A 23,592-nucleotide genomic window follows, 5' to 3' on the forward strand; every position below is an offset into this window, starting at 1 on the left:
TTAACGGTGAAGGCGTTAGAAATGGCATTTGAATCACGAGGGAAGCCTAAAAACCTGATATTCCACTCCGATCAAGGCTGCCATTATACCAGCCTGAAATACCGTCAACGGCTGTGGAAATATCAAATCACCCAGAGCATGAGCCGTCGCGGTAACTGCTGGGATAATGCGCCAATGGAGCGATTTTTCAGGAGTTTAAAAACGGAATGGATCCCGACCCAAGGCTACAAGAGTTTTAGCGAAGCTAAACAAGATGTGACTGATTACATCATTGGTTATTACTGTGAAGTCAGGCCACATCATTACAATGCAGGATTGAGCCCAAATGAATCAGAGCGAAGATTTTGGGAAGATTCTAAAGCTGTGGCCAAATTTAGTTGACCATATATCATGGCATTTACTCACCGACGCGGTGAATAGAAACCTAGGGTTTCTGAGCTTATGAACGAGAGCCATGGTCGTTCTCATGCATCCCTGCATTGCACGACATTCAGGCGTCCTGCCTATCAGATGGCGAACTGGCCGTTAAAGAGGATGTTGTTCAAGTCCGTCCGTGGATGCTCGACCACCCCGCCCATGGTGCGGACGGTCGTCTCGCTAATCATCATGACTCACCTTTCGTGCATTCACGTAACCTGCGGTTTTGAAGGAGATACCGGGCACGCTTTGGGATATTTCCGAGTTAGTATTTTTACTCTAATTTCGGCATTTCGAATTATCAAAAATATGGAAACCTACTTTTTAGCTTCAATGAAGCTGGCGGTGATTTGTCTTTGGACAAATGGCTTTGTTAACCAGCATGAAAATAAACCTGAGACAAATGGATGAAAAAATGATTACTTTATAATCGCTGCAACCACTAAGCACACGCCCGTGCAACAAAGTTCGCTCATGCATAATAGCCAAAACTGTGATTAAAACAGCAAGTGGTATTAATGCTTTGTTGTAAGCACTTTCAACCACGGGCGCTGATGCGACACCACCAAAGTTACATTGGCTAGCAATTGCAAGATAACTAAAGGGCAACTTCAGACAACTAGTAGCCACTAACAACACAATATGGAACAACAACCAAATTAAACCAACCATGAAAAACCATGGCAAAGATAGCAACAACCGTATATCCATTTTTAATCCATGATGGACAATGGGTTTAATGTCACATTTTTGGAATAACCCTGTGAGACTTTTAATAACTAAACTAAGTAAATTTATGATATAAACAAAAAAATTTATAAAACTCTGACAAGGGACAACTAGCCATGGAAGTTAGAAAGGTAGGGGGAGCAGGGCTTCACGCAAGCGAGCTCAAGGCTATTCATAAAATGGAATTAGAATTTCAAAAAAGCTGGCATGGATTTGCGGGGCTTGTGGCTTCGGATTCTCAAGGTCCAATGGAGATTGATTGTCTTATTATTACCCATGACCGTCTACTTCTAGTTGAGCTAAAAGAATGGAATGGTGTAATTCAGTATGATAACGGTATGTGGATCCAAAATGGCCAAAATCGTGGAAAAAGCCCTTTTGCGATCAAGCGCGAACATGCTCTACGCTTGCAAAAGCTACTTGATAGAGAACTGGCACACAAACTAGGTTATTGGCTGACAGTTGAAGCTCATGTTGTACTCTGTGGTAATGCAACTCCGGATAATCTCCCTCAGGCTGAACGACTCTTCGTCCACACGCTCGAAGAATTTCTGGCTATACGAGCTACTGATAAATATGAGGCCCTTGTAGCAAATAAGAATCTAAACCACTTCTTTAATACGAGAGGATGTCCTCGACCAAACTCGCCTAACGCCTTACCAATTATCTACAATTTTTTTGAAGGACCTAAGATTAAAAAAAAGGAGTTGGTTGTTGGTAATTTTCAGGTAATTACGGATAAACCATGGTTTGCCCACAGAAACTCTATCTACAGGGAGTTCTCAGCCCAAGATAGAACAATGCCTGCCTCAAAAGGATTAATTCGGCGCTGGGACTTCAGTCAATTAGGAACGTTAAACGCATTACAATCTACTTGGTCAAATATTGCACTTCGGGAAAATAGAATTGGAAAATTTATCCGAGATAATAGCACTATGCGTGATTATCTTCTCAGGTATGTAAACGATGTTTCTGTTGATGATGTCACCGAAGATTTCTGTGAGTTGTATGAGTTACCTCGAAATACAGAGCGACTGGATGAAGTGATATCTTGTGATTCTGCATCTTGGTCAAAGGAGCAGCGAATTGATCGTGTAAGAGCGCTCCTCGCTCCTTTTGGTGATTTGCATGCCTTAAAAATTGCTCATAGAGATATTGATCCACATAACCTTTGGTACGCAAAAAACCATCATAGCATTTTGGCTTCTGGCTTTGGAGCTGCATTCTTTCCTGAAACCGGTACAGTTTCCGATCATCGTAAATTATTACAAAGTTCATCGATTTCGCTTCCCGAAGACGTTATGTGTGACGGCGAACTCATTGATGCTTTTCGCTTAGATGTTTTTCTTTTAGCATCTGTCGCATATCAGATCTGTTTTAATCAACAACTCCAACAAGTTAACGGCGTTCCAGAATGGACAGCTCCCAAAAATGACCCTTTCGATGGCAGCTTAACCCCGTGGTTTGAAAAAGCACTATCTTGGGATGCAATTGAGCGCTATGAAGGGGCTCACACCATGTTAGTAGAGTTCAACATTCTCACAGGAACGAGCATCTCTGAGGATAAAGAATCACAGCAGATCTATGAACAGTTAAGGCATAGTCCGCATAGGCGCGAAGAGCTTAACCCTTACCTAATATTACAAGCATTCCCTCCTCCTCCAGAAAAGCTCAACGATGCTTTACAAGCCCTTGCAACGACAAGCGATAAAAAAGCATTTGTTGCTAAGAAAGACAATCAAGAAATATTGGTAAAACTATGGGGCAATGTACAAATTTCTCCAGAAAAGATAGGTTCAAATCGACGTATTCTTCAATTTCTTAAACGTCTAGAGATGTTTCAAGAGACTACATTACCAACGCCAAAACTTTTGGATTTTGGTTTAATGAACTCTCAGGGTTTATTTATCGTTACCGAGTATATTGAAGGTGAAACATGGTCAAATTATTTAATTGATTTGACCTTATCTCAAGAAGAAAAACGTGAATTAGCCATCAACCTAGTTACTAGTGTAATGAACTTCCATGAGAAGCGATTTTCTCATGGCGACCTGCATCCTGAAAATATTCTGCTAAAAGACTCTAATGCAGAACAAGTCGTTCTTTTGGATGCGCTTGACTACGGTAGCGAAACGGAAGCATATAACACAGAGTATGGCCCAGCCAACCCCTCTGTTACTGACGCTTATGGCCGTGATCGATTCGCCATCTTTAAGATAGTTGAAGAATTATTTGAAGAAGAACTGCCAGAATCAGTGCGAGACGAACTAATTCGAGCTCGAGATAATGAGAACAAAATACCAGTTGCTCTAGCGCCACTACTGAATGCGCTACAAAGTGACGCTATATTAACAACACCAATTGAAATAACAGAAAATAAATCTACAGAAGAGTCGATATTGTTAAGTTGGGGAGATGCCAACTTCCCTAAAACGCCTACATTATTTGAACCGATTGATGGCGGCTACTATTTCAATTTCAAATGGAGCAAAGGACGAAATAACGAGAATGACACAGAAAAAGAGCTAGAATGTTTCTTTACTGGTAGCAGCGCCTCTCTAAAAGTGAACCTAGACGTTATAAAACGTAAGATTACTTGGGTTCGATACACAAGTTCAATCCCACTTAGTGATGTTGTTAGCGCTCAACAGCGGTCTGTAGCGCGACTATCTCAACCAATCGTCCTGAACAATGGCAAGTTAAATGAGCGATGTGATTTAGTTGACAAAATTCTTGATACCGAAGCCGTGATTGATGCCATTATTGAACAATTCAATCTTTCCAACGAAGCTTCAGATGAACCCTTAACCGAAGAAGAACGCCAAGAGCTATCCCCTATTAACTTATGGGAATCATTGGCTAAAACAGAAGGCCAACTTCGACAATCTTTTCAAATTGAATTTGGTGCAGAGGAAAAAATAAGCGATAGCGGACATCCAATGTACCCGTACTCATGTCTTGACGGGCGTGATCTACAAATTGATATTGAAGATACCTATTATATCTATCAATCAAATTCTGATGAAAAGCTTGGTGAAATACTAATTAACGAAACTACGGCCAGTTATATAGCTGTCCAGCCAGTGAATAATTGGGCATCTAGGCAGTTTGTGTCAGGAAGAATACTTCAACTAGAGTCTATTCGAAGTAAATCCTCAAGAGAACTGCGTCTGAAGGCTTTAAACCGAGTGATTTCTAAAAAATCAGTCATTCCCAATTTAGTGGACTATTTCGATAGTCGCCATAAGCCTGATCTTAAGGAAATGTCTGAAAGGCCAACCGTTATGGCCTTGAGAGATTTGTATGATGTCCCGGGTCAAGAAACAAATAATAAACAGCTAGAAGCATTCCAGTTTTTAGTTGGCCAAGGCCCTGTTGGAGTCCTACAAGGACCTCCAGGTACTGGTAAAACGACTTTCGTTAGCAAGTTTATTCATTATCTTTTTGAACATGCTGGTGCAAATAACATTTTGCTCGTAGGTCAACAACACTCAGCTGTGGATAATGTTGCAATTAAGGCTCGTGAACTATGCTCTGATAAGGGCTTAGAATTAGATACCATCCGTATTGGCAGTGAATCCTTAATCGATGATCGTATGCTGCCTACCCACACCAGAGCATTACAGCAAAAAATCCGTCACAAGTTTCATCGAGAATACGATCTACGAATCTGCGCATTATCTAAGAGACTGCAGCTACCACATGAGTTAATTCAAGATGCTACCCGACTCCACCGCACTTTAGCGCCTCTACTTGTACAACTTAGACAGTACCAGCGCCAATATTCAGAATTACTATTAACGGGCGGCAAGTCTAATGATCGTAATACTGATCAGTTAACTGAGTTAATGCACCGCAAAGACCAAACTTTAGAAACTATCGAAACAATAGTTCGTAATCAATTTGAAAGTGCTCTTGGTGAGTTACCAACAGAAAGTGAGTCTCTATTGGATAAACTGTTGCAGCTATTAGCTCAAAGCCATGGAGTAAATAACCCTGCTAAGGTTGAGCGACTGCACAGTTTGTTATCTTTAAGTCAAGATTGGCTCGACGTTCTTCGTTCAGGGGAAGCTGGTTATGATCGATTTATGCTAAAAACCAAACAGTTGGCCTGCGGTACCCTAGTAGGAGTAGGACGTCGTAGTTTGGAACTGGATCAAACTCAGTTTGATTGGGTTATTGTTGATGAAGCCGGCCGAGCACAAGCTAGTGAATTAATGGTTGCGTTACAAAGTGCTAAACGAGTCTTATTAGTTGGCGATCACAAACAGTTACCACCGTTTTACCAAAATGGGCACATAAAACATGCAAGTAAGCAGCTTGAAATAAGCCAAGAGGCTTTCTTGGAATCTGACTTTGAGAGAGCTTTCAAAGCATGTGGGGGGGTTACTCTAGATACTCAATATCGTATGATTGAACCCATTGGAGATCTGGTCTCAGCATGTTTTTACGCTGATGAAATTGGAAAACTATATACTGGTCGAGGGCCGGCTAAAGCTTGGTATGACGAGTTGCCATTCCCATGGAATAAAGGTGTTAGCTGGATTGACACAACTTCAGATGAAGGCGAAACAGAGGCCGAGCCTGGTTATACAAATCAGTATGAAATTGATGTACTCGTACAATTGTTGCGAGCTCTAGTCGATGCAGAATCTGTTGAAGATCTTCAAAAAACTGTCACGAATGAACAACCACATCCAATTGGCATCATTACAATGTATAGAGCACAAAAGAATGAGATTGAAACACAACTTAATCAAGCTGAATGGATGGGTCCATTACGTAATTTAATAAGAATTGACACTGTTGATTCATACCAAGGGCAAGAAAATAAAATTATTATCCTTAGTTTGGTACGAGATAACCCTAATACATTGCAGGGATTTTTGAGAGACACCTCTCGAATTAACGTTGCCATTTCTAGGGCTCAGGAGCGCTTAGTTATTCTGGGCGCTAGCCGCATGTGGCGTAGAGAACACAATGATTCAGCATTGGGTAGTGTTTATGAATTCATATCAAAACAAACAATGCAGGGGCATCGCAATTATCAAATTATTACGTCTCTTGAATCCAACAAGGAAGTCATATCAGCATGAACTCAAGTTCTATAGAAGTTAAACCTCGTATTGGAAATCGAATAAGCATTTTGATACCTGCGCGGAAATATATTATGAACGTGGCATGGACGGAAGAAAAGCCAATGCCCGCCATTGAACTATTTGCTTGCAGATTGCTGATTCTCTTTGAACGATTGTCTCCAGCGGAGATACGTGAATTTTTTGGCCTATCTGAACGAGAAGAAGAAGAATTGTTAGAATCATTAGCTGACAAACGTCTAGCATCAATGGATCAACAAGGCTATCTGGTTCCTAGTCCACTACTAACGAGCCAAAAAGACGGCGTTCCCATGCTGGTACGATACACTGAACAAACAGAACACGTAGTACTAGACTCATTCGCTTTAACGGTACGTAAAGAACAAAAGCTTAGCCGATTAATGTATGGTTTACCTGAACTCCCTATGCCAAACTCTTCGAAAGACATAGGAGTAGATAAAATAATTGAGGAATTCAGCCGACAATTTAGAAGTTATCTTGAAGTAACTCGCCATAATGAATATGAACGCCAACGTACCCAACTTTACAAAGTGATGGGCTGTACCGCTAGTGAAGTTCTCTTATTACCTGTTGATATTGAGTTCAACTACATGCCTACTAAGGGAGAGCCTAAACAATGGGTTAGATCATTAGAACGGCTTGGCTCTAGCCAAAACCGCCCTCTAAGTAGCGAGTTGGAATCTCATATCGCAGATTTTCTTGGTAGCAATATTATTGAAGAAAAGGGTACCAACGCAGAAACTTATTGCCGTTTGGTGAACGACTCTGTACTCAAAAATTTCGTTGATGGTTACCGGGTTGACTATTCCGCGTGGATGACGGCTAGAGATAATAGTAAAACTGGCTATGGTTCATCTGATACTAGAGGTGTATTTGGCCCCCTCTATTTATTGGAAAATCGTCGTGAGGCCCTGATATGGATTCGTAACACGCTTCGAGAACTAACAGATGATATTGATCTCAAAGCATTATGGATGCCAAGCAACGTTCCTTTTTGGGGGGCGAATTCGGATGATATAGATCGATTTGTTCAAGATCTAAAAAATATTCTTGAACAAAATGACATCAACGCAAAAATTTCACTAATTCACCATGGAAATAATTGGGACGCCCCAAAAAATTTAAAAAACATATTCCCATATGGCTTATCGGATCCTCTCCATCTCGATAGGGTCGAGCTATTTGTAATTCCAGGCATTTTTGCTCTTGTCCAGTACCATGGACAGCCAAACTCAGATAGTGGAATTAGCGTTCCTATTGGCTACATGACTCGAGAGATTGAACGCATTAACCAGATAGAACTGTTATTCAAATCTAGACTTAGTGATTTGAATAAACTAAAAATTACTTGGGGAAATAATGGAGATAATAAGTCAAATATAGTGACACAAGATTTACTACCTCAAAATTGGCTAAATAATAAAATATCTCGCAAATCAACTAGAGCTATTCTGAGTTTAAACCGGTGAGACATAGGTCAGCTACCACTATTGATGGTAACTGACCTCCGTATAGAATTTTTATATTTAGCGTAAAACCACTTGTTGATCTGATCCAGTAATAGTGGAGACTATGTATCATTACTAAAATTTGGTCAATTAACCCATAGTAGCTGATCACACGCCCTAGAACTGTGGCTATGAATGGGGCAATAGCTTTTTAGCTAAACGAACAGCAGAAGTGTTAGTTAAGATTGGCATTGTTGCAACTGTGACCGTTGGCGGCATGGATGCCGTCGTCGAGCCCTCAGGGATACTTCTTGTTAAATAAAGGGGTGGCGAGTCACTGGGGAAACAATGACAATTCATGCTGCACAACTGACGATAAAGTTATCTTGCTTTGGGGCAATAGTAGTTTAGCTGACCAGTACAAACAGCTAGAGGGGTCGTGAGGATTGGCATTGTTGCTACAGTGACCCTTGACGACATTAATGTCGTCGTTGAGCCTATAGGGATACTTTCTTAAATGAAAGGGCGGCGAGTCAATTGGAGAAACAATGACAATGAATGCCATCTAACTGTCGAGAGTCTTGTCGCAAACGATAGTGAACCAGTATAACGGCCGCTGCAGTTCTGGCTGCAGCGTGCTCGCAGAACTGACCGATTACTCTTTCCTAACTTCGCTTACCTTTACCCCAATTCGCTTACCCAGTGCAGGCGGGCAGGTATTCTGATAACTCAAGCAGGTTGCAATCTGGGTCGCGGATATAGACTGAGTTTATCCTGCCTGTAGCGCCGGTTCGTAGCACTGGGCCTTCAATGATTTCAATCTGAAGAGCGTTTAAATGCGCGATCACTTCTTCTATGTTATGGCTGACCACAAAACACAGATCGGCACTGCCGGGCTTGGCTGCCGCGGCCTTAGGTTCAAATTCGGCGCCCGCTTGGTGCAGATTAATCTTTTGGTCGCCAAAACTTAACGCAATACGCTGATTGCCAAATACCACTTTTTTCATCCCGAGCACGGCTTGATAAAATTCGACGCTGACGGCGATGTCTTTTACGGTTAAGACCAAATGATCTAAGCGGGTTACGCGCATTTTACTTTCCTTAGAATGGCTCAGAGTGGGCTCTGATTTTGAACGCTATCTCTACACTGGAGACGAATAAGAGTCAGATACCTTACATCATGTGCTGGTGCAAAAGTGACTCTGTGGTAGCATTTGTGGCGTTTTTTTGCGTAAATATTTTGTGCCTACTATATCCCTATGACCGAATGAGAGTGTGATGAAGAAAACCTTAGCCCGCGGCTTGATGAATCTATTACCTATGGCCTTGAGTTTGTGGCTGTTTTGGTCGTTGTTTGTATCGTTAGATGGTTTAGGAATTGTGATTTTAGAGTTGGTAGGGATTAACCAACACTTTGTCGGCGCCGGTTTTATGCTGGTGGTGGCATTAGTTTTTGCGGTGGGACTGTTGTTTTCAGTCAGCCCGATTGTGTGGCTTTATGGTTGGCTTGAGCGCCAGTTGATGCGTTTCCCATTGTTTAAGTCGGTTTATGGCAGTATCCGTGATATTGCCTCTTTGATGAATCGTGATGGCAAGCCGACCAGCCAAAAGACAGTGTTAGTGAAGCAGGCGAATGGCAGTTTTGTGGTGGGATTTATCATGACAGATACGCCGCCGCAGCCTTTGTTAGATGCGTTGCCTGAGGGTGATTGGGTGCCTGTGTTGTTCCAATTGAGTTACCAAATGGCGGGCGTGACGAGCTTGATCAAACGGGACGATTTAATCATGGTCGACTGGTCGTTTGAAGAGGCGATGCGCTTTAATTTAACCGCTGGCATTTCGCAGACACCGTCTCAGTAATCGGATGTTGGTTTAAGCGTTTTAGCGTTTAAAATTAAATTTGATGATTTTTGTGGTATAATTTTTTGGCGACCAACATGGTCGCCATTTTTTGTGCTGAATATTCTAATTATAAATTTGTTTTATGCTAAAGGCATGCTTTGACTGCCTTAGTGGTGTTCACGCTTTTTATCCATCAATCATCGACTGTCAAAGTCGTGTGTTGTTAATCCCGTTTTTCAGATCCTGTCACGTTTAGCCATAGCGAGTCGTTGCATTGATCTGTGGGATTGAGCCCATACTGGTCATAGATGAGCCCCGCAGCATTAAACATATTTTGAGTATAAGTTTTGTTCTATCTCTCCGTTGGTGCGCTGAGATATTTGGAGAGTGAACCCGCTAGAAATAGGGAGAGTCAATGTCGATCAAGTCGAGTATTAATCCGCCGGTATTTTATTCGTCGGTCTTTTTCATCATCTTGATGGTGATGATTTGTGCAGTATGGCCCACAGAGGCTAACACCGTTTTTAGATCAATACAGTCATGGATAGAAGTGAAAGCCGGTTGGCTTTACATTCTGAGCGTGGCGTTTTTCCTGATTTTTATCATCTTCGTCATGGTCAGTCGCTTCGGCGATATCAAACTCGGGCCAGATCATTCTGTGCCGGATTACAGTTATAAAAGCTGGATTGCCATGTTGTTTTCGGCAGGTATGGGTATTGGCCTGATGTTCTTTGGGGTTGCCGAACCTGTGATGCACTATCTGGCGCCGCCAGATGCTACACCTGAGAGTCTCGCCGCCGCAAAAGAGGCGATGAAGATTACTTTCTTCCATTGGGGACTGCATGCTTGGGCGATTTATGCCGTAGTGGCATTGAGTCTGGCCTACTTCTCCTATCGTCATAAGTTACCGCTACTGCCACGAAGCGCTCTTTATCCCTTAATTGGTGAACGCATTTATGGTCCTATTGGCCATATTGTCGATACCTTTGCCGTGCTCGGCACTATGTTTGGGGTGGCGACATCACTGGGCTTTGGGGTGTTACAGGTTAACTCGGGTCTGAGTTATCTATTTGAAGGTTTACCTAATAATGCTGTAGTGCAAGTGTGCTTGATCATCGGCATTACCTTGCTCGCGACGCTGTCGGTGTTTTCTGGCCTCGACAAAGGCGTCAAACGCTTAAGCGAACTCAATCTTGGCCTCGCGATTATCTTATTGCTTATCGTCTTGATCTTGGGCCCTACAGTCATGCTGTTGCAGGCCTTTGTGCAAAACACCGGCAGTTACTTAAGTGATTTGGTTGGTAAAACCTTTAACTTGTACGCCTATCAACATAAGGAAGATTGGCTCGGCGGCTGGACCTTGCTCTATTGGGGCTGGTGGATTTCTTGGTCACCTTTTGTCGGTACCTTTATTGCGCGTGTGAGTCGCGGTCGTACCATCCGTGAGTTTTTGATTGGTGTGTTATTTGTGCCATCGGCGCTGACCTTCCTGTGGATGACAGTGTTTGGTAATTCGGCGATTGATTCGATTATGAATCAAGGCGCGACCTACCTTGCTGAAGCGGTGAATACCGATGTGTCAGTGGCCTTGTTTGTGTTTTTCGAGCACATGCCGTTCCCGACCTTACTCTCAGGGATTGCGATTTGTTTAGTCGTGACCTTCTTTGTGACCTCGTCGGATTCGGGATCCTTAGTGATTGATAATCTGACCTCGGGCGGCGATAACAATGCGCCCGTATGGCAGAGGATCTTCTGGGCACTGTTGCAAGGGGTTGTGGCCTCGGTATTGTTGTTAGCCGGTGGTTTACAGGCGCTGCAAACTGCGGCTATCGCCAGTGCCATGCCGTTCCTTGTGGTGATGTTATTCATGTGTCTGGGATTATTTAAAGCCCTGAAGAATGACTGGCTTAAGATCAACAGCGTGCAATTACACAATACCAGTGTGCAGTACGCCAAAACCAACATGAGCTGGGAAGAACGCATTGGGGTGCTCGTCTCGCATCCCACCCATGAAGAAGCGCAAGTGTTCTTGAATAATGTCGCGACGCCCGCTTTATCTAAGGTGTGTCAACACTTTATGACCAAAGGTATAGTGGCCGATCTCGAATACTTAGATGGCCGCGTACGTTTGGTGATTAGCAACGAGGTGAACTTGCCCTTTGTTTACGGAGTACGCACCCGTTGTTTCGAAATCACTAACCCGATAGGGACTGAAATCGAGCAGGGTAATACCTTGTATTACCGCGCCGAAGTGTATTTAGAACAAGGTGGTCAGCATTACGATGTGATGGGATATACCGAAGAGCAAATCCTCGCGGATGTGGTGACTCAGTATGAAAAATACTTACACTACTTGCATCTGTCGAATGCCGATCATGCCCACATAAGCTAAGTAACGTAAGCTAAGTTAGCTAAGCCTGTAACCTAGGTCGGCTTAGCCATTTACGTCTACAAATTGCGCACCATTAACCCGTAAAGTGCGGGATATATTGCCCCAAGTGATAACTCGGATTATCCTTGGGGCAATTTTTTTAGGGTTTGTTTTAGGGATTACACTATGTCGTCAGTGCCAGGCCAGAGTAAGTTAGACAAAGTATTAGCCGATGCGCGGGAGTACAAAGCTAAGCGTGAGGGCGGTTACCGTGAGCAGGCGTTAAAACTTTATCCTTGGGTGTGTGGCCGCTGTACCCGCGAGTTTACCCCGAAAAACTTAAGTGAACTGACAGTGCATCATCGCGATCATAACCACGATAACAACCCGTCAGACGGTTCAAACTGGGAGTTATTGTGCCTGTATTGCCACGACAACGAACATTCTCGTTTCGAAGAACTGATCCGCTACGGCAGCACCACAGAAACCAAGCAAGCGGCGGCGACCTACAATCCCTTTGCTGACTTGAAATCAATGCTGAAAAAATAGTCTTGCTGGCTTTAGCTGGATAAGATTGTGCAGAGGGTAGCGTTAGCGGACGGGTTTAGTCCTTGTCGGTTAAACGCGCCTCGGCAGCTAACCATTTATCACGGCTTAAAATATGCTGATTTTCACTGCCTTCAAATAAAGCTTTACGGGCGGGGAGTTGCTGACAAATGGCCACCTGTTGCGCTTCGCTACTCGTGCGCCAACTGACGATTTCATCGATATGTCGAAAGCAGCCCATGCAGTAGTCTTCGTCATTTAAACCGCAGCGTGCGACGCAAGGTGAAAGCATAGGTGTCCTTTGGAGCCTTATGGTTAGTTAACCGAGTCTTCTCAGTTAACGATATGGTTGAGTGTTTAAAGGCCGCGATACTAACATTTTTTCGCATAAAGTCATCTTTAGGGCGCATTCCCTTGGCCTAAGGTGAGACAAGTATTTTTTACACTGGGCATGACGTGAACCAAGATAATCTGCAGCAACAACTCACTTACTCACAGAAATTTAGCGAACCTAATCAGTTGCTTGAACAGAGTGTAGCCCTGTGGCAAGTGCGTGCATTTGAAGTGAACGCTTTACCTTGGGCACAGGATTTTCCGCAGTTGGCCGAAGCTGTGTGGGCGCTGGCTGACGATGAGCTTGATGGACTCGACGCCGAGCAATCTTTGCTGGTCAAGGCATTGTCACCGGCATTAAACCACGATCTTAAGGCATTAGGCCAAGATTGGGACTTGTCATTGCTCACCGCATCCATTGCCGAACGCACGGTTTTTAATGATAAGACAGTTAATGATAAGGCTGGCGTGGCTGAACCGTCGCTTGCGGATAGCACCGCAGCGCAGCAAGGCGGCTTGTCCTTTGACGATGAGGCGCATTTCAGTGCGCACATCAAAGGCCGTAAATGGCAGCAAATTACCGCCTTTGTGCAGCATTTACCCCAGCTTAATTTACCTGTGCTGGAATGGTGTGCGGGTAAAGGGCATTTGGGCCGCTTGATTGCTAAAGCCCGCGGCGCCGAAGTGGTGAGCTTAGAATGGCAAGCGCCATTATGTGAAGCAGGACAGGCCTTTGCCGATAAGTGGCAGTTGTCACAAACCTTTATTTGTGCCGATGCCTTTGCTATTGGTGCAGAACATGCTGCGACAAACACATCTACAACGACATCTATAACCACATCCATTACTACAGTTGAAGCACCAGCTCAACACGCCGCAAAAGCCAATCCGTTAATCGCAAGGCAGCAAGCGGTTGCATTGCATGCCTGCGGTGATTTGCATGTTCGGCTGTTAACGCTGGCGGCCGAGGCGGGCACTCAGGCGCTGGCGATTTCTCCCTGTTGTTATCATTTAATTCAAGCGAGCCATTATCAGCCGTTATCCAATCTTGCTCAGCAGAGCAGCCTAAAACTCAGTCGCCATGATTTACAGTTACCGCTGCAGCAGAGCGTGATCGCCAATCCCAAACAGCAGGCGCTGCGCCATCAAGAAATCGCGTGGCGCTTAGGCTTTGATGCACTGCAACGTCAATGTCGACAAATCGACGCATATTTACCTTTGCCCTCGTTAAAGCAGAGTCAGTTGAGCGGCAGTTTTATTGATTTTTGCCTGTGGGCGGCCGAGATTAAGGCGGTTAATTTAGCCAAAAACAAGGATTTTGAGGCTTGGCTTGAGATAGGGCGACAAAGACAACAATTAACTCGCCGCATCGATTTAGTGGCGCATTTGTTTCGTAGCGTACTCGAGCAATGGTTAATCTTAGATCGCGCTTGTTTTTTGCAGGAACAAGGATATGGTGTTTGCGTGGGTGAATTTTGTGCAAACAGCGTCACACCAAGAAATTCGCTGATTTTAGCGCAAAAAATGTCAGTATAATTTTGAGTGTCTGAAAATATGCTGTACTGTGATGTTTTTTATGAAGTATTTCTATATTAGCGCATTTAAGTTTAGTGATAGTGAATTCAGGGCCGTCGTGTTTGGAACCTGCGCTGTGAGACAAGTCTTACACTGAAGATGGTTTTTTATTGAATCATCGGGCTTTTCTTGTTCAAATGTCGCATTAATGACGAATAACAACTGAAAGCTGACCTGTTGGTCAGTCATTCTAGTGAGCGAATAAAACAGTTTCATGAAATATTCCCGCGTATTTATTAATAGCCTGGCCTATGAACTGGCGCCTGTTGTGGTTTCCAGTAGTGAGCTAGAGTCTCGTCTTGCTCCTTTGTATCAAAAGTTCCGTATTCCAATGGGACAGCTTGCCGCATTGACTGGGATTACTGAACGCCGCTGGTGGCCAAAAGGACATCAATTGTCCGACGGTGCGATTAAAGCTGCCCGTAAAGCCATGGTTGAAACTGGGATTGATGTCGCCGATTTAGGTGCTGTTGTCTATACCGGCGTGTGCCGCGATCAACATGAGCCCGCGACTGCGTGTCGCGTTGCTGCCGAATTAGGAGTGTCAAAAGACACCGCCATTTACGATATCAGCAACGCTTGTCTTGGGGTGTTATCGGGTATTTTAGATATCGCTAACCGTATTGAGTTGGGTCAAATCAAGGCGGGTATGGTGGTGTCCTGTGAATCGGCGCGGGATATTGTCGATGTCACTATCGATAACATGCTGGCCGATCCCACTATGCAGAATTTTGCCCAGTCGCTGGCGACCTTAACCGGTGGCTCTGGCGCAGTGGCGGTTATCCTTACCGACGGCAGTTTGCCGCTGACAAATGTGCGTCAGCATCAATTGCTGGGTGCATCGCACTTATCGGCGCCTGAGCACCACCAGTTGTGTCAATGGGGTCTGCAGGAAGTGGGGCACAATCTGTATCGCGAGTTTATGCGTACCGATGCGGTGACGCTTCTCAAAGAAGGCGTTGAGCTAGCTAAGCATACTTGGGAGCATTTCCTTGAGCAGCGTAATTGGCTGGTTGAGCAAGTGGACAAAGTGATTTGCCATCAAGTGGGCGCCTCGAACCGTAAGCAAGTGCTTAGCGCGTTAAATATTCCCCCCGAGAAAGAATTTCCTACGTATCAGCTGCTGGGCAATATGGGCACAGTGTCGTTACCTGTGACCGCCGCCATGGCGCACGATCAAGGCTTTTTACAAGCGGGCGATCAAGTGAGCTTTTTAGGCATAGGCAGTGGATTGAATTGCATGATGTTAGGCATTAAGTGGTAGGGTGCAGTGCACTTTTCACGCCTTTGTTTGATGGCTGGAATGCATTCTAGTTAGCCAGGCAAGTCGATGATTCAGTTGATAGCTCAGTCTGTCGTTCCGTCGATAAGCTAAGCCAGCTATACACAAATCGTTATTCGCTCTCATAAATAGAACAAAAGATAGGAAGCGTCATGTTAGACACTCTGTTGCCTTTTAAACGTCATTTTCTCAGCCGTAATGGCAACAAGCTGCATTATATCAACGAGGGCCAAGGTGAACCTGTGGTGATGGTTCACGGTAATCCTAGCTGGTCGTTTTACTACCGCAATCTCGTGAGCGCCGTAAAAGACACGCATCAATGCATAGTGCCAGATCATATCGGCTGTGGTCTGTCGGATAAGCCAGACGATAGCGGCTATGACTATACCCTTAAGAACCGCATCGACGATCTCGAAGCCCTGCTCGATAGCCTGAATGTGAAAGAAAACATTACCTTAGTCGTACACGACTGGGGCGGCATGATAGGTATGGGTTATGCGGCGCGTTATCCTGAGCGCATTAAACGCCTAGTGATTTTGAACACAGGCGCTTTCCATCTGCCTGAGACTAAACCGTTTCCTTGGCCGCTGTGGATTTGTCGTAATACCCTGTTAGGCACAGTGCTAGTACGTGGTTTTAATGCCTTTTCGTCTATCGCCTCATATGTGGGCGTGAAGCGTCAGCCTATGTCCAAATACATTCGTGAGGCGTATGTCGCGCCGTTTAACTCTTGGGCCAATCGCATTTCGACGCTGCGTTTTGTGCAGGATATTCCGCTGCGTGAAGGCGATAGAAACTATCAGTTAGTCTCTGATATCGCTGCGAGTTTACCGCAGTTTGCCAAAGTGCCGACTTTGATTTGTTGGGGCCTGAAGGACTTTGTATTCGATAAGCACTTTTTAGCAAAATGGCGTCAGCACATGCCCCATGCGACAGTGCATGAATTTGCCGATTGTGGTCACTACATTTTGGAAGATGCCAGCGATGAAGTGATTGCCCATATCAAAGGCTTTATGGCTGACGACCAAGCCGCGGCGCCGTCCGAACAGGTCGCAGGTTAATGTCGACCTTGCTTGAGACTGAAGTGACTCCCTTGCTGGCTGCTGTAGTGACGCCGTTGGAATCGTCACTTTTAACGGGCACTTCTACGTCAGCAATGGCCAGTGACGCCAATATTTGCCGTCATCTCAAGCAAGCCGCCCATGCCATTCCCCACCATCTTGCGGTAGCAGTACAAAGCGCTCAGGGCGCTTCTGTGGCGAGTTTGCGTTACAGCGAGTTGGACTTTCTTAATCTAGACAGACAAAGCGATGCGATAGCCTTTGCGCTTAACGCCCATGGCATTGAGCGCGGCATGAAGGCTGTACTTATGGTCACGCCGAGTCTGGATTTTTTTGCACTCACCTTTGCGCTGTTTAAAGCGGGGATTATTCCTATCCTAGTTGATCCCGGCATGGGGATTAACAATCTTAAGCAGTGTTTTGCCGAAGCTGCGCCTGATGCTTTTATCGGTATTCCCAAAGCCCATATCGCCAGACGTTTATTTGGTTGGGGTAAGGGTAGCATTAAGTCATTACTCAATGTTGATGACGGCAAAACATGCTTAGCGGCAAGATTGATGCGCATCGCTACTGGTGCCATCAGTTTATCGACTCTGCTGCAAAACGACTCTTTACAAAACGCCTCGGCTAAACATGCATCAGCGCAACATGCTGAATATCCCATGGTGATGCTTAAATCTGATGAGATGGCGGCGATTTTATTCACCAGTGGCAGTACCGGCACGCCTAAAGGCGTTGTGTATAGCCATGGTATGTTTGAGGCGCAAATTCAAGCATTAAAAAACGATTATGGCATTTGCCATGGCGAGCGCGATCTAGCCACGTTTCCGCTGTTTTCACTCTTTGGCCCCGCGCTGGGTATGGCGTCTATCGTTCCAGAAATGGATGCCAGCAAGCCTATTACCGCCAATCCTGAATTCCTGTTTGCCGCGATTGAGAAATATCAATGCAGCAACATCTTTGTTAATCCCGCCTTGCTTGAACGTTTAGGCCGCGCAGGTGAACAAAAACAGCATAAATTGCCCAGTGTGCAGCGGGTGATCTCTGCGGGTGCGCCAGCGACCATTGCTTCCATCGCTCGATTTAGCCAGATGCTGAGCCAAGGTGTGCCGATTTTAAATTCCTACGGCGCAACCGAATCTTTGCCTATTAGTATGATTGCCAGCGATGCGTTATTTGCCACCACAGATATCACAGATAACGGCGGCGGCATTTGTGTCGGTCGCGCGATTGAAGGTGTGACGATTCGCATCATCGGCATCAGCGAAGATGTTATTCCCGAGTGGGATGAGTCCTTAGTACTGAATAACGGTGAAATCGGCGAGATAGTGGTGCAAGGGCCTATGGTGAGTCAGTCCTATTATCTAAATAATAGTCTGCACGATAGCCAAAACGAAAGCCAATGCAATAGCGCAACTGCGGCGGCCAAAATGTGGGACTCAGCTACTAATACCGTTAGGCATCGCATGGGCGATTTGGGGTATCTTGATGATCAAGGTCTTCTGTGGATGTGTGGTCGCAAGGCCCACAGAGTCGACGCCACCCGTAATGGTATATTTGCTAAGCGTTACTATTCCATTCCCTGTGAGCGCATTTTTAATACCCATCCCAGCGTGAAACGCTCGGCCTTAGTAGGGGTAAAAGTGGCGAACGAAATAGAGCCGTTAATTTGTATCGAACTCGACCAGTCATTGGTGTGCAATAAGAGTCAGCAGTTGTACCAAGATTTGATTGCCATCGCCGAGCAGTTTACCCAGACGCAGGGCATAAGACGATTTCTTATTCATCCTGATTTCCCTGTGGATGTGCGGCATAATGCCAAGATTTTTAGAGAAAAATTAGCCGTTTGGGCACAATCACAAACGAAAGGTTGATACCTAAATGACGATAAACCCAATCAAAAGCACGACGCTTGCGCAATTTGATGCTGCTGAACAAACGGCACTCGCGCAGCTCGCCCTTAAAGTGCAACACGTCTTTGTCACGGGAGCGGGGGGATTTTTAGGTAAAGCGATTTGTTTGAGATTGTTAGCCGCGGGCATTAAGGTCACAGGTTTTGCCCGTGGGCACTATCCCGAACTTGAAGCGCTGGGCGTAGTCATGTTGCAAGGGGATTTAGTCAATAAAGACCAACTGCAACAGGCGATGCAAGGCTGCGATATCGTGTTCCATGTGGCGTCTAAAGCCGGCGTTTGGGGCGATAGGGACAGTTACTTTTGCCCGAATGTAAAGGGCGCCGCAAATGTGATTGCTGCTTGTAAAACATTAAAAATAAATAAGTTAGTCTACACCAGTACCCCGAGTGTGACCTTTGCTGGGCAGGATGAATCCGGTATAGATGAATCCACTCCCTATGCCACATCTTTCCTTAATTATTACGCCCATTCCAAAGCCATCGCCGAGAAGATGGTGCTTGATGCTAATCAAGCGGGTGACATGCCACTTGAAAATCCTGATGTGACTCAAGTATCTAGCCAAGTGACGACTAAAGCCACTGCACCCTACGCGTTAAAAACCGTCGCGCTCAGGCCGCATTTGATCTGGGGTCCTGGCGACCCCCATCTTGTACCTCGAGTTCTGGCGCGCGGCCGTTTAAATAAACTTAAACTGGTTGGTCGCGAAGATAAGCTGGTCGATACCATCTACATAGACAACGCAGCCTATGCCCATGTGCTGGCCGCGCTAGAACTGTGCCAAGCAAAACCTAAGTGTCAGGGGAAAGCCTATTTTTTGAGTAACGATGAACCCATTACTATGGCAAAAATGCTTAATCTTATTTTGGCCTGCGATGCTTTGCCGCCAGTCACTAAGCGCGTGCCGCAATCTGTAGCATATGTAGCAGGCACAGTGTTGGAAACTGTGTATTTTCTGCTAAAGAAGCAAGAAGAGCCCATGATGACGCGCTTCGTGGCACGGCAGTTATCCTGCAGTCATTATTTTGATATCAGCGCCGCCAAGCGAGATTTAGGCTATCGTGCACTTGTCTCTATCAATGAAGGGATGGCAAGACTTAAAGCGTCACTATAGTGTTATTAGGCGTGAGTTTCGGAGTGTGCTTGAAATTCAATATGCCTGCTCTTATTAGCACTATTATTGTGGGCATAGTTTAGCTGGGGACTTATGAGTTGCAGTGACTGTAATACATCGATTTTCAGGCAAAAAATTGGCCGCTGCAAACGGTGTATGTGGCAGCTTACCGCTTTGTCGGCTATCGGTTGGCCGTTGTGGTGGTGGCTTTATTATGATGCGCCGCGGGAAGTGAACTCGATTGCCTTACTGTTTTTTTGCACCGCTTTTACGGGGTTATTGGCTTTACATCTTATGGTCTTGGCTTACCGTCGCCTTAGAGGCCGAGAGTAAGCCAAGTTTCCTTTCTTTTCCTTTCCTTTTAAATTCTTTGACTTAATTTGTTGCTGTGTTCTCGTGCATCATTTTCTTCATTAATGGCGCAAGGGCAAAGAAGACTAATGCCATTACAACACCAATTTGCGCCGAGAAGATAAACAGTTGCTCGTATAGCGCCATCGCACTCGGTACGTCACTTATCACGCCGCCTTGGGTATCAATCGCGGCGAGCTTGTTTAATTCGGCGGCTAAGATTTCAGAGTATGAAGTGCCGAGAAACCAAGCGCCCATCATCAGACTGACCACGCGTTTTACCGACAGCTGAGTTACGGCAGATAAACCTATGGGTGACAGCAATAACTCGCCGATTTCTAATACAAAATAAGCCGCGACTAAAAACCAAATACTCACTAAGCCACTGCTTAGCGGCATTTGGATCCCGAGCACTAGTACCATAAAGGATAAACCTGCGAACAAAATGCCGAGTGCGGTTTTAACCGGTTTGCTTGGATCACAATGTTTACGGGCGAGGGCAGGCCAGAGCCAAGCAAAGATGGGCGACAAACTGATCACAAAGAAGGCACCGAGGAAGGTTAACTGTCCCGCGCTCCATTCGAGGCCGAGCATGTTGCGGTCCATCACGCGGTCCGAAAATGCCACCCAAGAACCGTAGGTTTGCTCATATAAGCCGAAGAAGACCAAACCGGCGACGATGAACAGCAGTAAGGCCGACATCTGTTGACGTTCAATCGGGTTGCAGTGTTTCACCATAAACCAGCCAATCCCGAGGGCGAGCACCAGAGATACTGAGTGCAAGAACCAGATCACTGGACTCACAGCGGGTAATAAACTGCTAATAGAAAGCACAAGGGAGTGGGTTTGAATTAAGCCCCAGACCAGCACTACGCTGCCGATGGCGCTTAAATAAATCCATTGCTCTGTGGTGATGCCGGCGGTTTTCTTTAAAATTCTTGCGGGATCTCTGGGTTCGGCGAAACCCTGCAAATGTTTCTTACCCCGAATAAACACCAACAATCCCGCTAACATGCCTAAACCGGCCAAACCAAAGCCGTACTTCCAGCCATAGGTTTCACCTAAATAAGCACAAATCAGCGGGGCCAAGGTGGCGCCTAAATTGATGCCAGCGTAGAAAATGGTAAAGCCTGAATCCCGCTTTGGAGATGACTCGGGATACAGCTGACCGACGATGGTTGAAATGTTAGGTTTTAAAAAGCCCACACCGACAATGATCAAGGCGAGGGATAAATAGAATACCTGCAGTGCTTGTTCATCGCGCTGAACTTCACCGGCGACGATAACCGCTTGATGGCCTTCAAAGGCCATGCCTAAGTGGCCGAGGACCAATAAAATACCACCGAAGATCACCGCTTTACGCATGCCGATATAGCGGTCGGCCAATAAACCACCGACCACGGGTATGGCGTACACTAAGGCACCGTAAGCACCAATGACGTTATAGCCAAATTCGTCGGTAAACAGATGATATTTAATCAGATAAAGAAACAGTAGCGCCTTCATGCCGTAGAAGGAAAAGCGTTCCCACATTTCGGTAAAAAAGCAGACAAACAAGCCCTTAGGATGCCCAAAGAGCATTTCGGGTGGGGGCGAACCCTGTGGGCCTTGCATAGCGTGCGGAGGATGTTGTTCTGTTGACACTTAAGACTCCCAATGCTGGCACTTTATGCGCCGAGCAGCTAATGATTCATTTTATCGTAATGAATTTTATTAATTATTTTTCATTATTAGTGGTTATTGCAGCCTTGTTGATTGCTAAAAGACGCCGCAGTAGCTGCAGTTAATCACACTCGGATGCTATGGAACAGCCAAGGGACTTGAAACTGATGAATATTTTGCTTAATTCACCATTTTGCCGTTCTTTGAAACTGTGGTTAACCTGCTTCTGAGTCAGACTGAGTGGCTAAATTAATTCATTTTCAGTTAATCAATGAGTGCTAAATAGTGGCCAGAATTCAACTGTGGCAGTTTTATGTTAGCGCCTTTAGCCTTGATTTCGCTGTTGTTCGTCGTTCTATAGAGGGTGTGGCGATTTTGTACTATTTGAGAACATCTTCGTACTCGTTCGAGGCCATTTTCTAAATGAATGTTACGAATGGATGGGGTAGATGATTTGCTTAGGGAAGCGCTGTGATTGACTGTGACCTTATTCTGAGTATAAGTGTAAATAAGTAGCGTAATCATATTGATTATAAAAGAATTTTAATCTTGATAGTTGCATTTTTCATATAGGATTTCACAGTTTATATTTCTACAATGAGTTAATGTCTATCTGCTCAATTGTACTGATTTTACTCAACCGTTATGTTGGTTTTTAAGGAGACTTATGGAGTTTTTTACCACCCTATTTGTGGGTTACCCGCTTTGGGTTTGGTTGATGTTTTTCGGTTTTGTGCTGGCATTATTAGCCTTCGATCTTGGCGTATTACACAAGGAGCAGCATGAAATTACTGTGGCCGAAAGTTTAAAGCTTTCAGCTTTTTATATCTGTATGGGCTTATTGTTTGGGGCTTGGCTCTGGTGGTACAAGGGCTCAACCGCGGGTATGGAATACTTGACGGGTTATCTGATTGAAAAATCGCTTTCAATGGATAACGTATTTGTTATCGCGTTAATCTTCAGTAGCTTAGGTATCCCACGTTTATACCAACACAGAGTGCTCTTCTGGGGCATTATGGGCGTAATAGTGCTACGCGCAATTATGATTGGTCTTGGTGCCGTGCTTGTTGCCCAGTATCAAGGTGTACTTGTGTTATTTGGACTCTTCTTGATTTTCACTGGCGTGAAAATGCTCTTCTCAAACGATGAGCACGGTGATATCCAAGATAATAAGTTTTATAAATGGTTACGCACTAAGATGCGTTTTACGCCAACGCTACATCAGGAGAAGTTCTGGGTACGGGGTGAAGATCATCAGTTATCAAAAGGATGGTGGGCAACGCCGTTATTTTTAGCGTTGATCTTAGTGGAAACCGCAGATTTAGTGTTTGCTGTCGACAGTATTCCTGCTATTTTTGCGATTACCCAAGATCCTTTCATCGTTTATACCTCAAATATCTTCGCGATTCTGGGGTTACGTGCCTTGTATTTTGCCTTGGCGGCTATGGTGCATCGTTTTGAATACCTTAAATATGCGCTGTCGGTGGTATTAGTATTTATTGGGGTGAAAGTGGGTTTAGTGTATTTCAATCACGAGGGAATCGTGGACTTTACTATTCCAACCGCACTGTCTCTTGGGGTGACGTTCGGCCTGTTAGTTTTAGGTGTCTTGTATTCGCTATGGAAGACGCGCGGCCAAGAAATCGATAAATAGGGAAACAGTTTGCGTGACTCGTGGCGAGTCCAATAACGAATCTCTTGGCCGTTTAGCTAATGCTAAACGGCCTTTTTTATATTCTTACTATCCGAATCGTTATGCTTTACAGCGGATGTTAAAAAATGAGGATACTAAAAATTAGTCTATGCTTACTTTGAGTCGCCGCTGGTTTCG

17 protein-coding genes are annotated in these 23,592 nt (G+C 45.0%); 13 read left to right on the forward strand and 4 right to left on the reverse strand.

Features of this window, described 5'->3' with window-relative positions; translation table 11 throughout:
• Window positions 1-381 (forward strand): DDE-type integrase/transposase/recombinase (locus NE536_RS16030; protein WP_261273304.1); only part of this gene is annotated, 381 nt, incomplete at its 5' end.
• Window positions 382-747: 366 nt separating this feature from the next.
• Here the strand turns inward: NE536_RS16030 and NE536_RS16035 are convergent.
• Window positions 748-1,128: a DUF819 family protein gene (locus tag NE536_RS16035; protein WP_261273305.1), complete on the reverse strand. Its 381-nt coding sequence runs from the start codon at window positions 1,126-1,128 to the stop codon at window positions 748-750.
• A 134-nt stretch (window positions 1,129-1,262) separates the two neighbouring features.
• Here NE536_RS16035 and NE536_RS16040 point away from each other — a divergent pair, with 134 nt between their 5' ends.
• Window positions 1,263-6,242: an AAA domain-containing protein gene (locus NE536_RS16040; protein WP_261273306.1), complete on the forward strand. Its 4,980-nt coding sequence runs from the start codon at window positions 1,263-1,265 to the stop codon at window positions 6,240-6,242.
• Complete coding sequence (locus NE536_RS16045; protein ID WP_261273307.1) at window positions 6,239-7,732, forward strand: hypothetical protein; 1,494 nt, start codon at window positions 6,239-6,241, stop codon at window positions 7,730-7,732. Before NE536_RS16040 ends, NE536_RS16045 begins: the two co-directional genes overlap by 4 nt.
• A 674-nt stretch (window positions 7,733-8,406) precedes the next feature.
• Here the strand turns inward: NE536_RS16045 and NE536_RS16050 are convergent.
• A complete protein-coding gene (locus NE536_RS16050) occupies window positions 8,407-8,802 on the reverse strand; it encodes a VOC family protein (protein WP_012588070.1) in 396 nt (131 codons plus the stop codon).
• A gap of 187 nt (window positions 8,803-8,989) precedes the next feature.
• Between NE536_RS16050 and NE536_RS16055 the strand changes: the two genes are divergently transcribed.
• The 3 genes from NE536_RS16055 to NE536_RS16065 all read left to right on the forward strand — a co-directional run bounded on the left by NE536_RS16055 (window position 8,990) and on the right by NE536_RS16065 (window position 12,473).
• A complete protein-coding gene (locus tag NE536_RS16055) occupies window positions 8,990-9,571 on the forward strand; it encodes a DUF502 domain-containing protein (protein ID WP_012088779.1) in 582 nt (193 codons plus the stop codon).
• Between the two features lie 397 nt (window positions 9,572-9,968).
• Window positions 9,969-11,945, forward strand: a complete 1,977-nt coding sequence (locus NE536_RS16060; RefSeq protein ID WP_006085322.1) for a BCCT family transporter — start codon at window positions 9,969-9,971, stop codon at window positions 11,943-11,945.
• Between the two features lie 165 nt (window positions 11,946-12,110).
• Window positions 12,111-12,473 carry a YajD family HNH nuclease gene (locus NE536_RS16065; protein ID WP_006081075.1) on the forward strand — a complete coding sequence of 121 codons (363 nt, stop codon included), beginning with the start codon at window positions 12,111-12,113 and terminating at the stop codon, window positions 12,471-12,473.
• Between the two features lie 55 nt (window positions 12,474-12,528).
• Here the strand turns inward: NE536_RS16065 and NE536_RS16070 are convergent, their stop codons facing one another.
• Complete coding sequence (locus tag NE536_RS16070) at window positions 12,529-12,762, reverse strand: DUF1289 domain-containing protein (RefSeq protein WP_261273308.1); 234 nt, start codon at window positions 12,760-12,762, stop codon at window positions 12,529-12,531.
• Between the two features lie 164 nt (window positions 12,763-12,926).
• On the opposite strand from NE536_RS16070, the gene NE536_RS16075 reads away from it, so the two are divergent.
• The 6 genes from NE536_RS16075 (at window position 12,927) to NE536_RS16100 (ending at window position 20,081) form a co-directional block, all read left to right on the forward strand.
• Window positions 12,927-14,339 (forward strand): SAM-dependent methyltransferase, encoded by a 1,413-nt coding sequence (locus tag NE536_RS16075; RefSeq protein WP_261273309.1) that lies wholly within the window; start codon window positions 12,927-12,929, stop codon window positions 14,337-14,339.
• A gap of 253 nt (window positions 14,340-14,592) precedes the next feature.
• Window positions 14,593-15,642, forward strand: a complete 1,050-nt coding sequence (locus NE536_RS16080; RefSeq protein ID WP_011846420.1) for a 3-oxoacyl-ACP synthase III — start codon at window positions 14,593-14,595, stop codon at window positions 15,640-15,642.
• Between the two features lie 170 nt (window positions 15,643-15,812).
• Window positions 15,813-16,721, forward strand: coding sequence for an alpha/beta fold hydrolase (locus NE536_RS16085; RefSeq protein ID WP_261273310.1), 909 nt, complete (start codon window positions 15,813-15,815; stop codon window positions 16,719-16,721).
• On the forward strand, window positions 16,721-18,595 hold the full coding sequence (gene oleC, locus NE536_RS16090; protein WP_261273311.1) for an olefin beta-lactone synthetase: 1,875 nt from the start codon (window positions 16,721-16,723) through the stop codon (window positions 18,593-18,595). Before NE536_RS16085 ends, oleC begins: the two co-directional genes overlap by 1 nt.
• 7 nt (window positions 18,596-18,602) lie before the next feature.
• Window positions 18,603-19,748, forward strand: a complete 1,146-nt coding sequence (gene oleD / locus NE536_RS16095) for a 2-alkyl-3-oxoalkanoate reductase (protein ID WP_261273312.1) — start codon at window positions 18,603-18,605, stop codon at window positions 19,746-19,748.
• A 93-nt stretch (window positions 19,749-19,841) separates the two neighbouring features.
• Window positions 19,842-20,081, forward strand: a complete 240-nt coding sequence (locus NE536_RS16100; RefSeq protein ID WP_261273313.1) for a DUF3624 domain-containing protein — start codon at window positions 19,842-19,844, stop codon at window positions 20,079-20,081.
• A gap of 42 nt (window positions 20,082-20,123) precedes the next feature.
• Here NE536_RS16100 and NE536_RS16105 read toward each other — a convergent pair whose 3' ends face one another.
• Window positions 20,124-21,743: a peptide MFS transporter gene (locus NE536_RS16105; RefSeq protein WP_261273314.1), complete on the reverse strand. Its 1,620-nt coding sequence runs from the start codon at window positions 21,741-21,743 to the stop codon at window positions 20,124-20,126.
• A gap of 685 nt (window positions 21,744-22,428) precedes the next feature.
• Here NE536_RS16105 and NE536_RS16110 point away from each other — a divergent pair.
• Window positions 22,429-23,415 carry a TerC family protein gene (locus NE536_RS16110; protein WP_220777475.1) on the forward strand — a complete coding sequence of 329 codons (987 nt, stop codon included), beginning with the start codon at window positions 22,429-22,431 and terminating at the stop codon, window positions 23,413-23,415.
• Window positions 23,416-23,592: the final 177 nt, after the last annotated feature.

Source organism: Shewanella septentrionalis (assembly GCF_025370265.1).
GTDB lineage: Bacteria > Pseudomonadota > Gammaproteobacteria > Enterobacterales > Shewanellaceae > Shewanella > Shewanella hafniensis.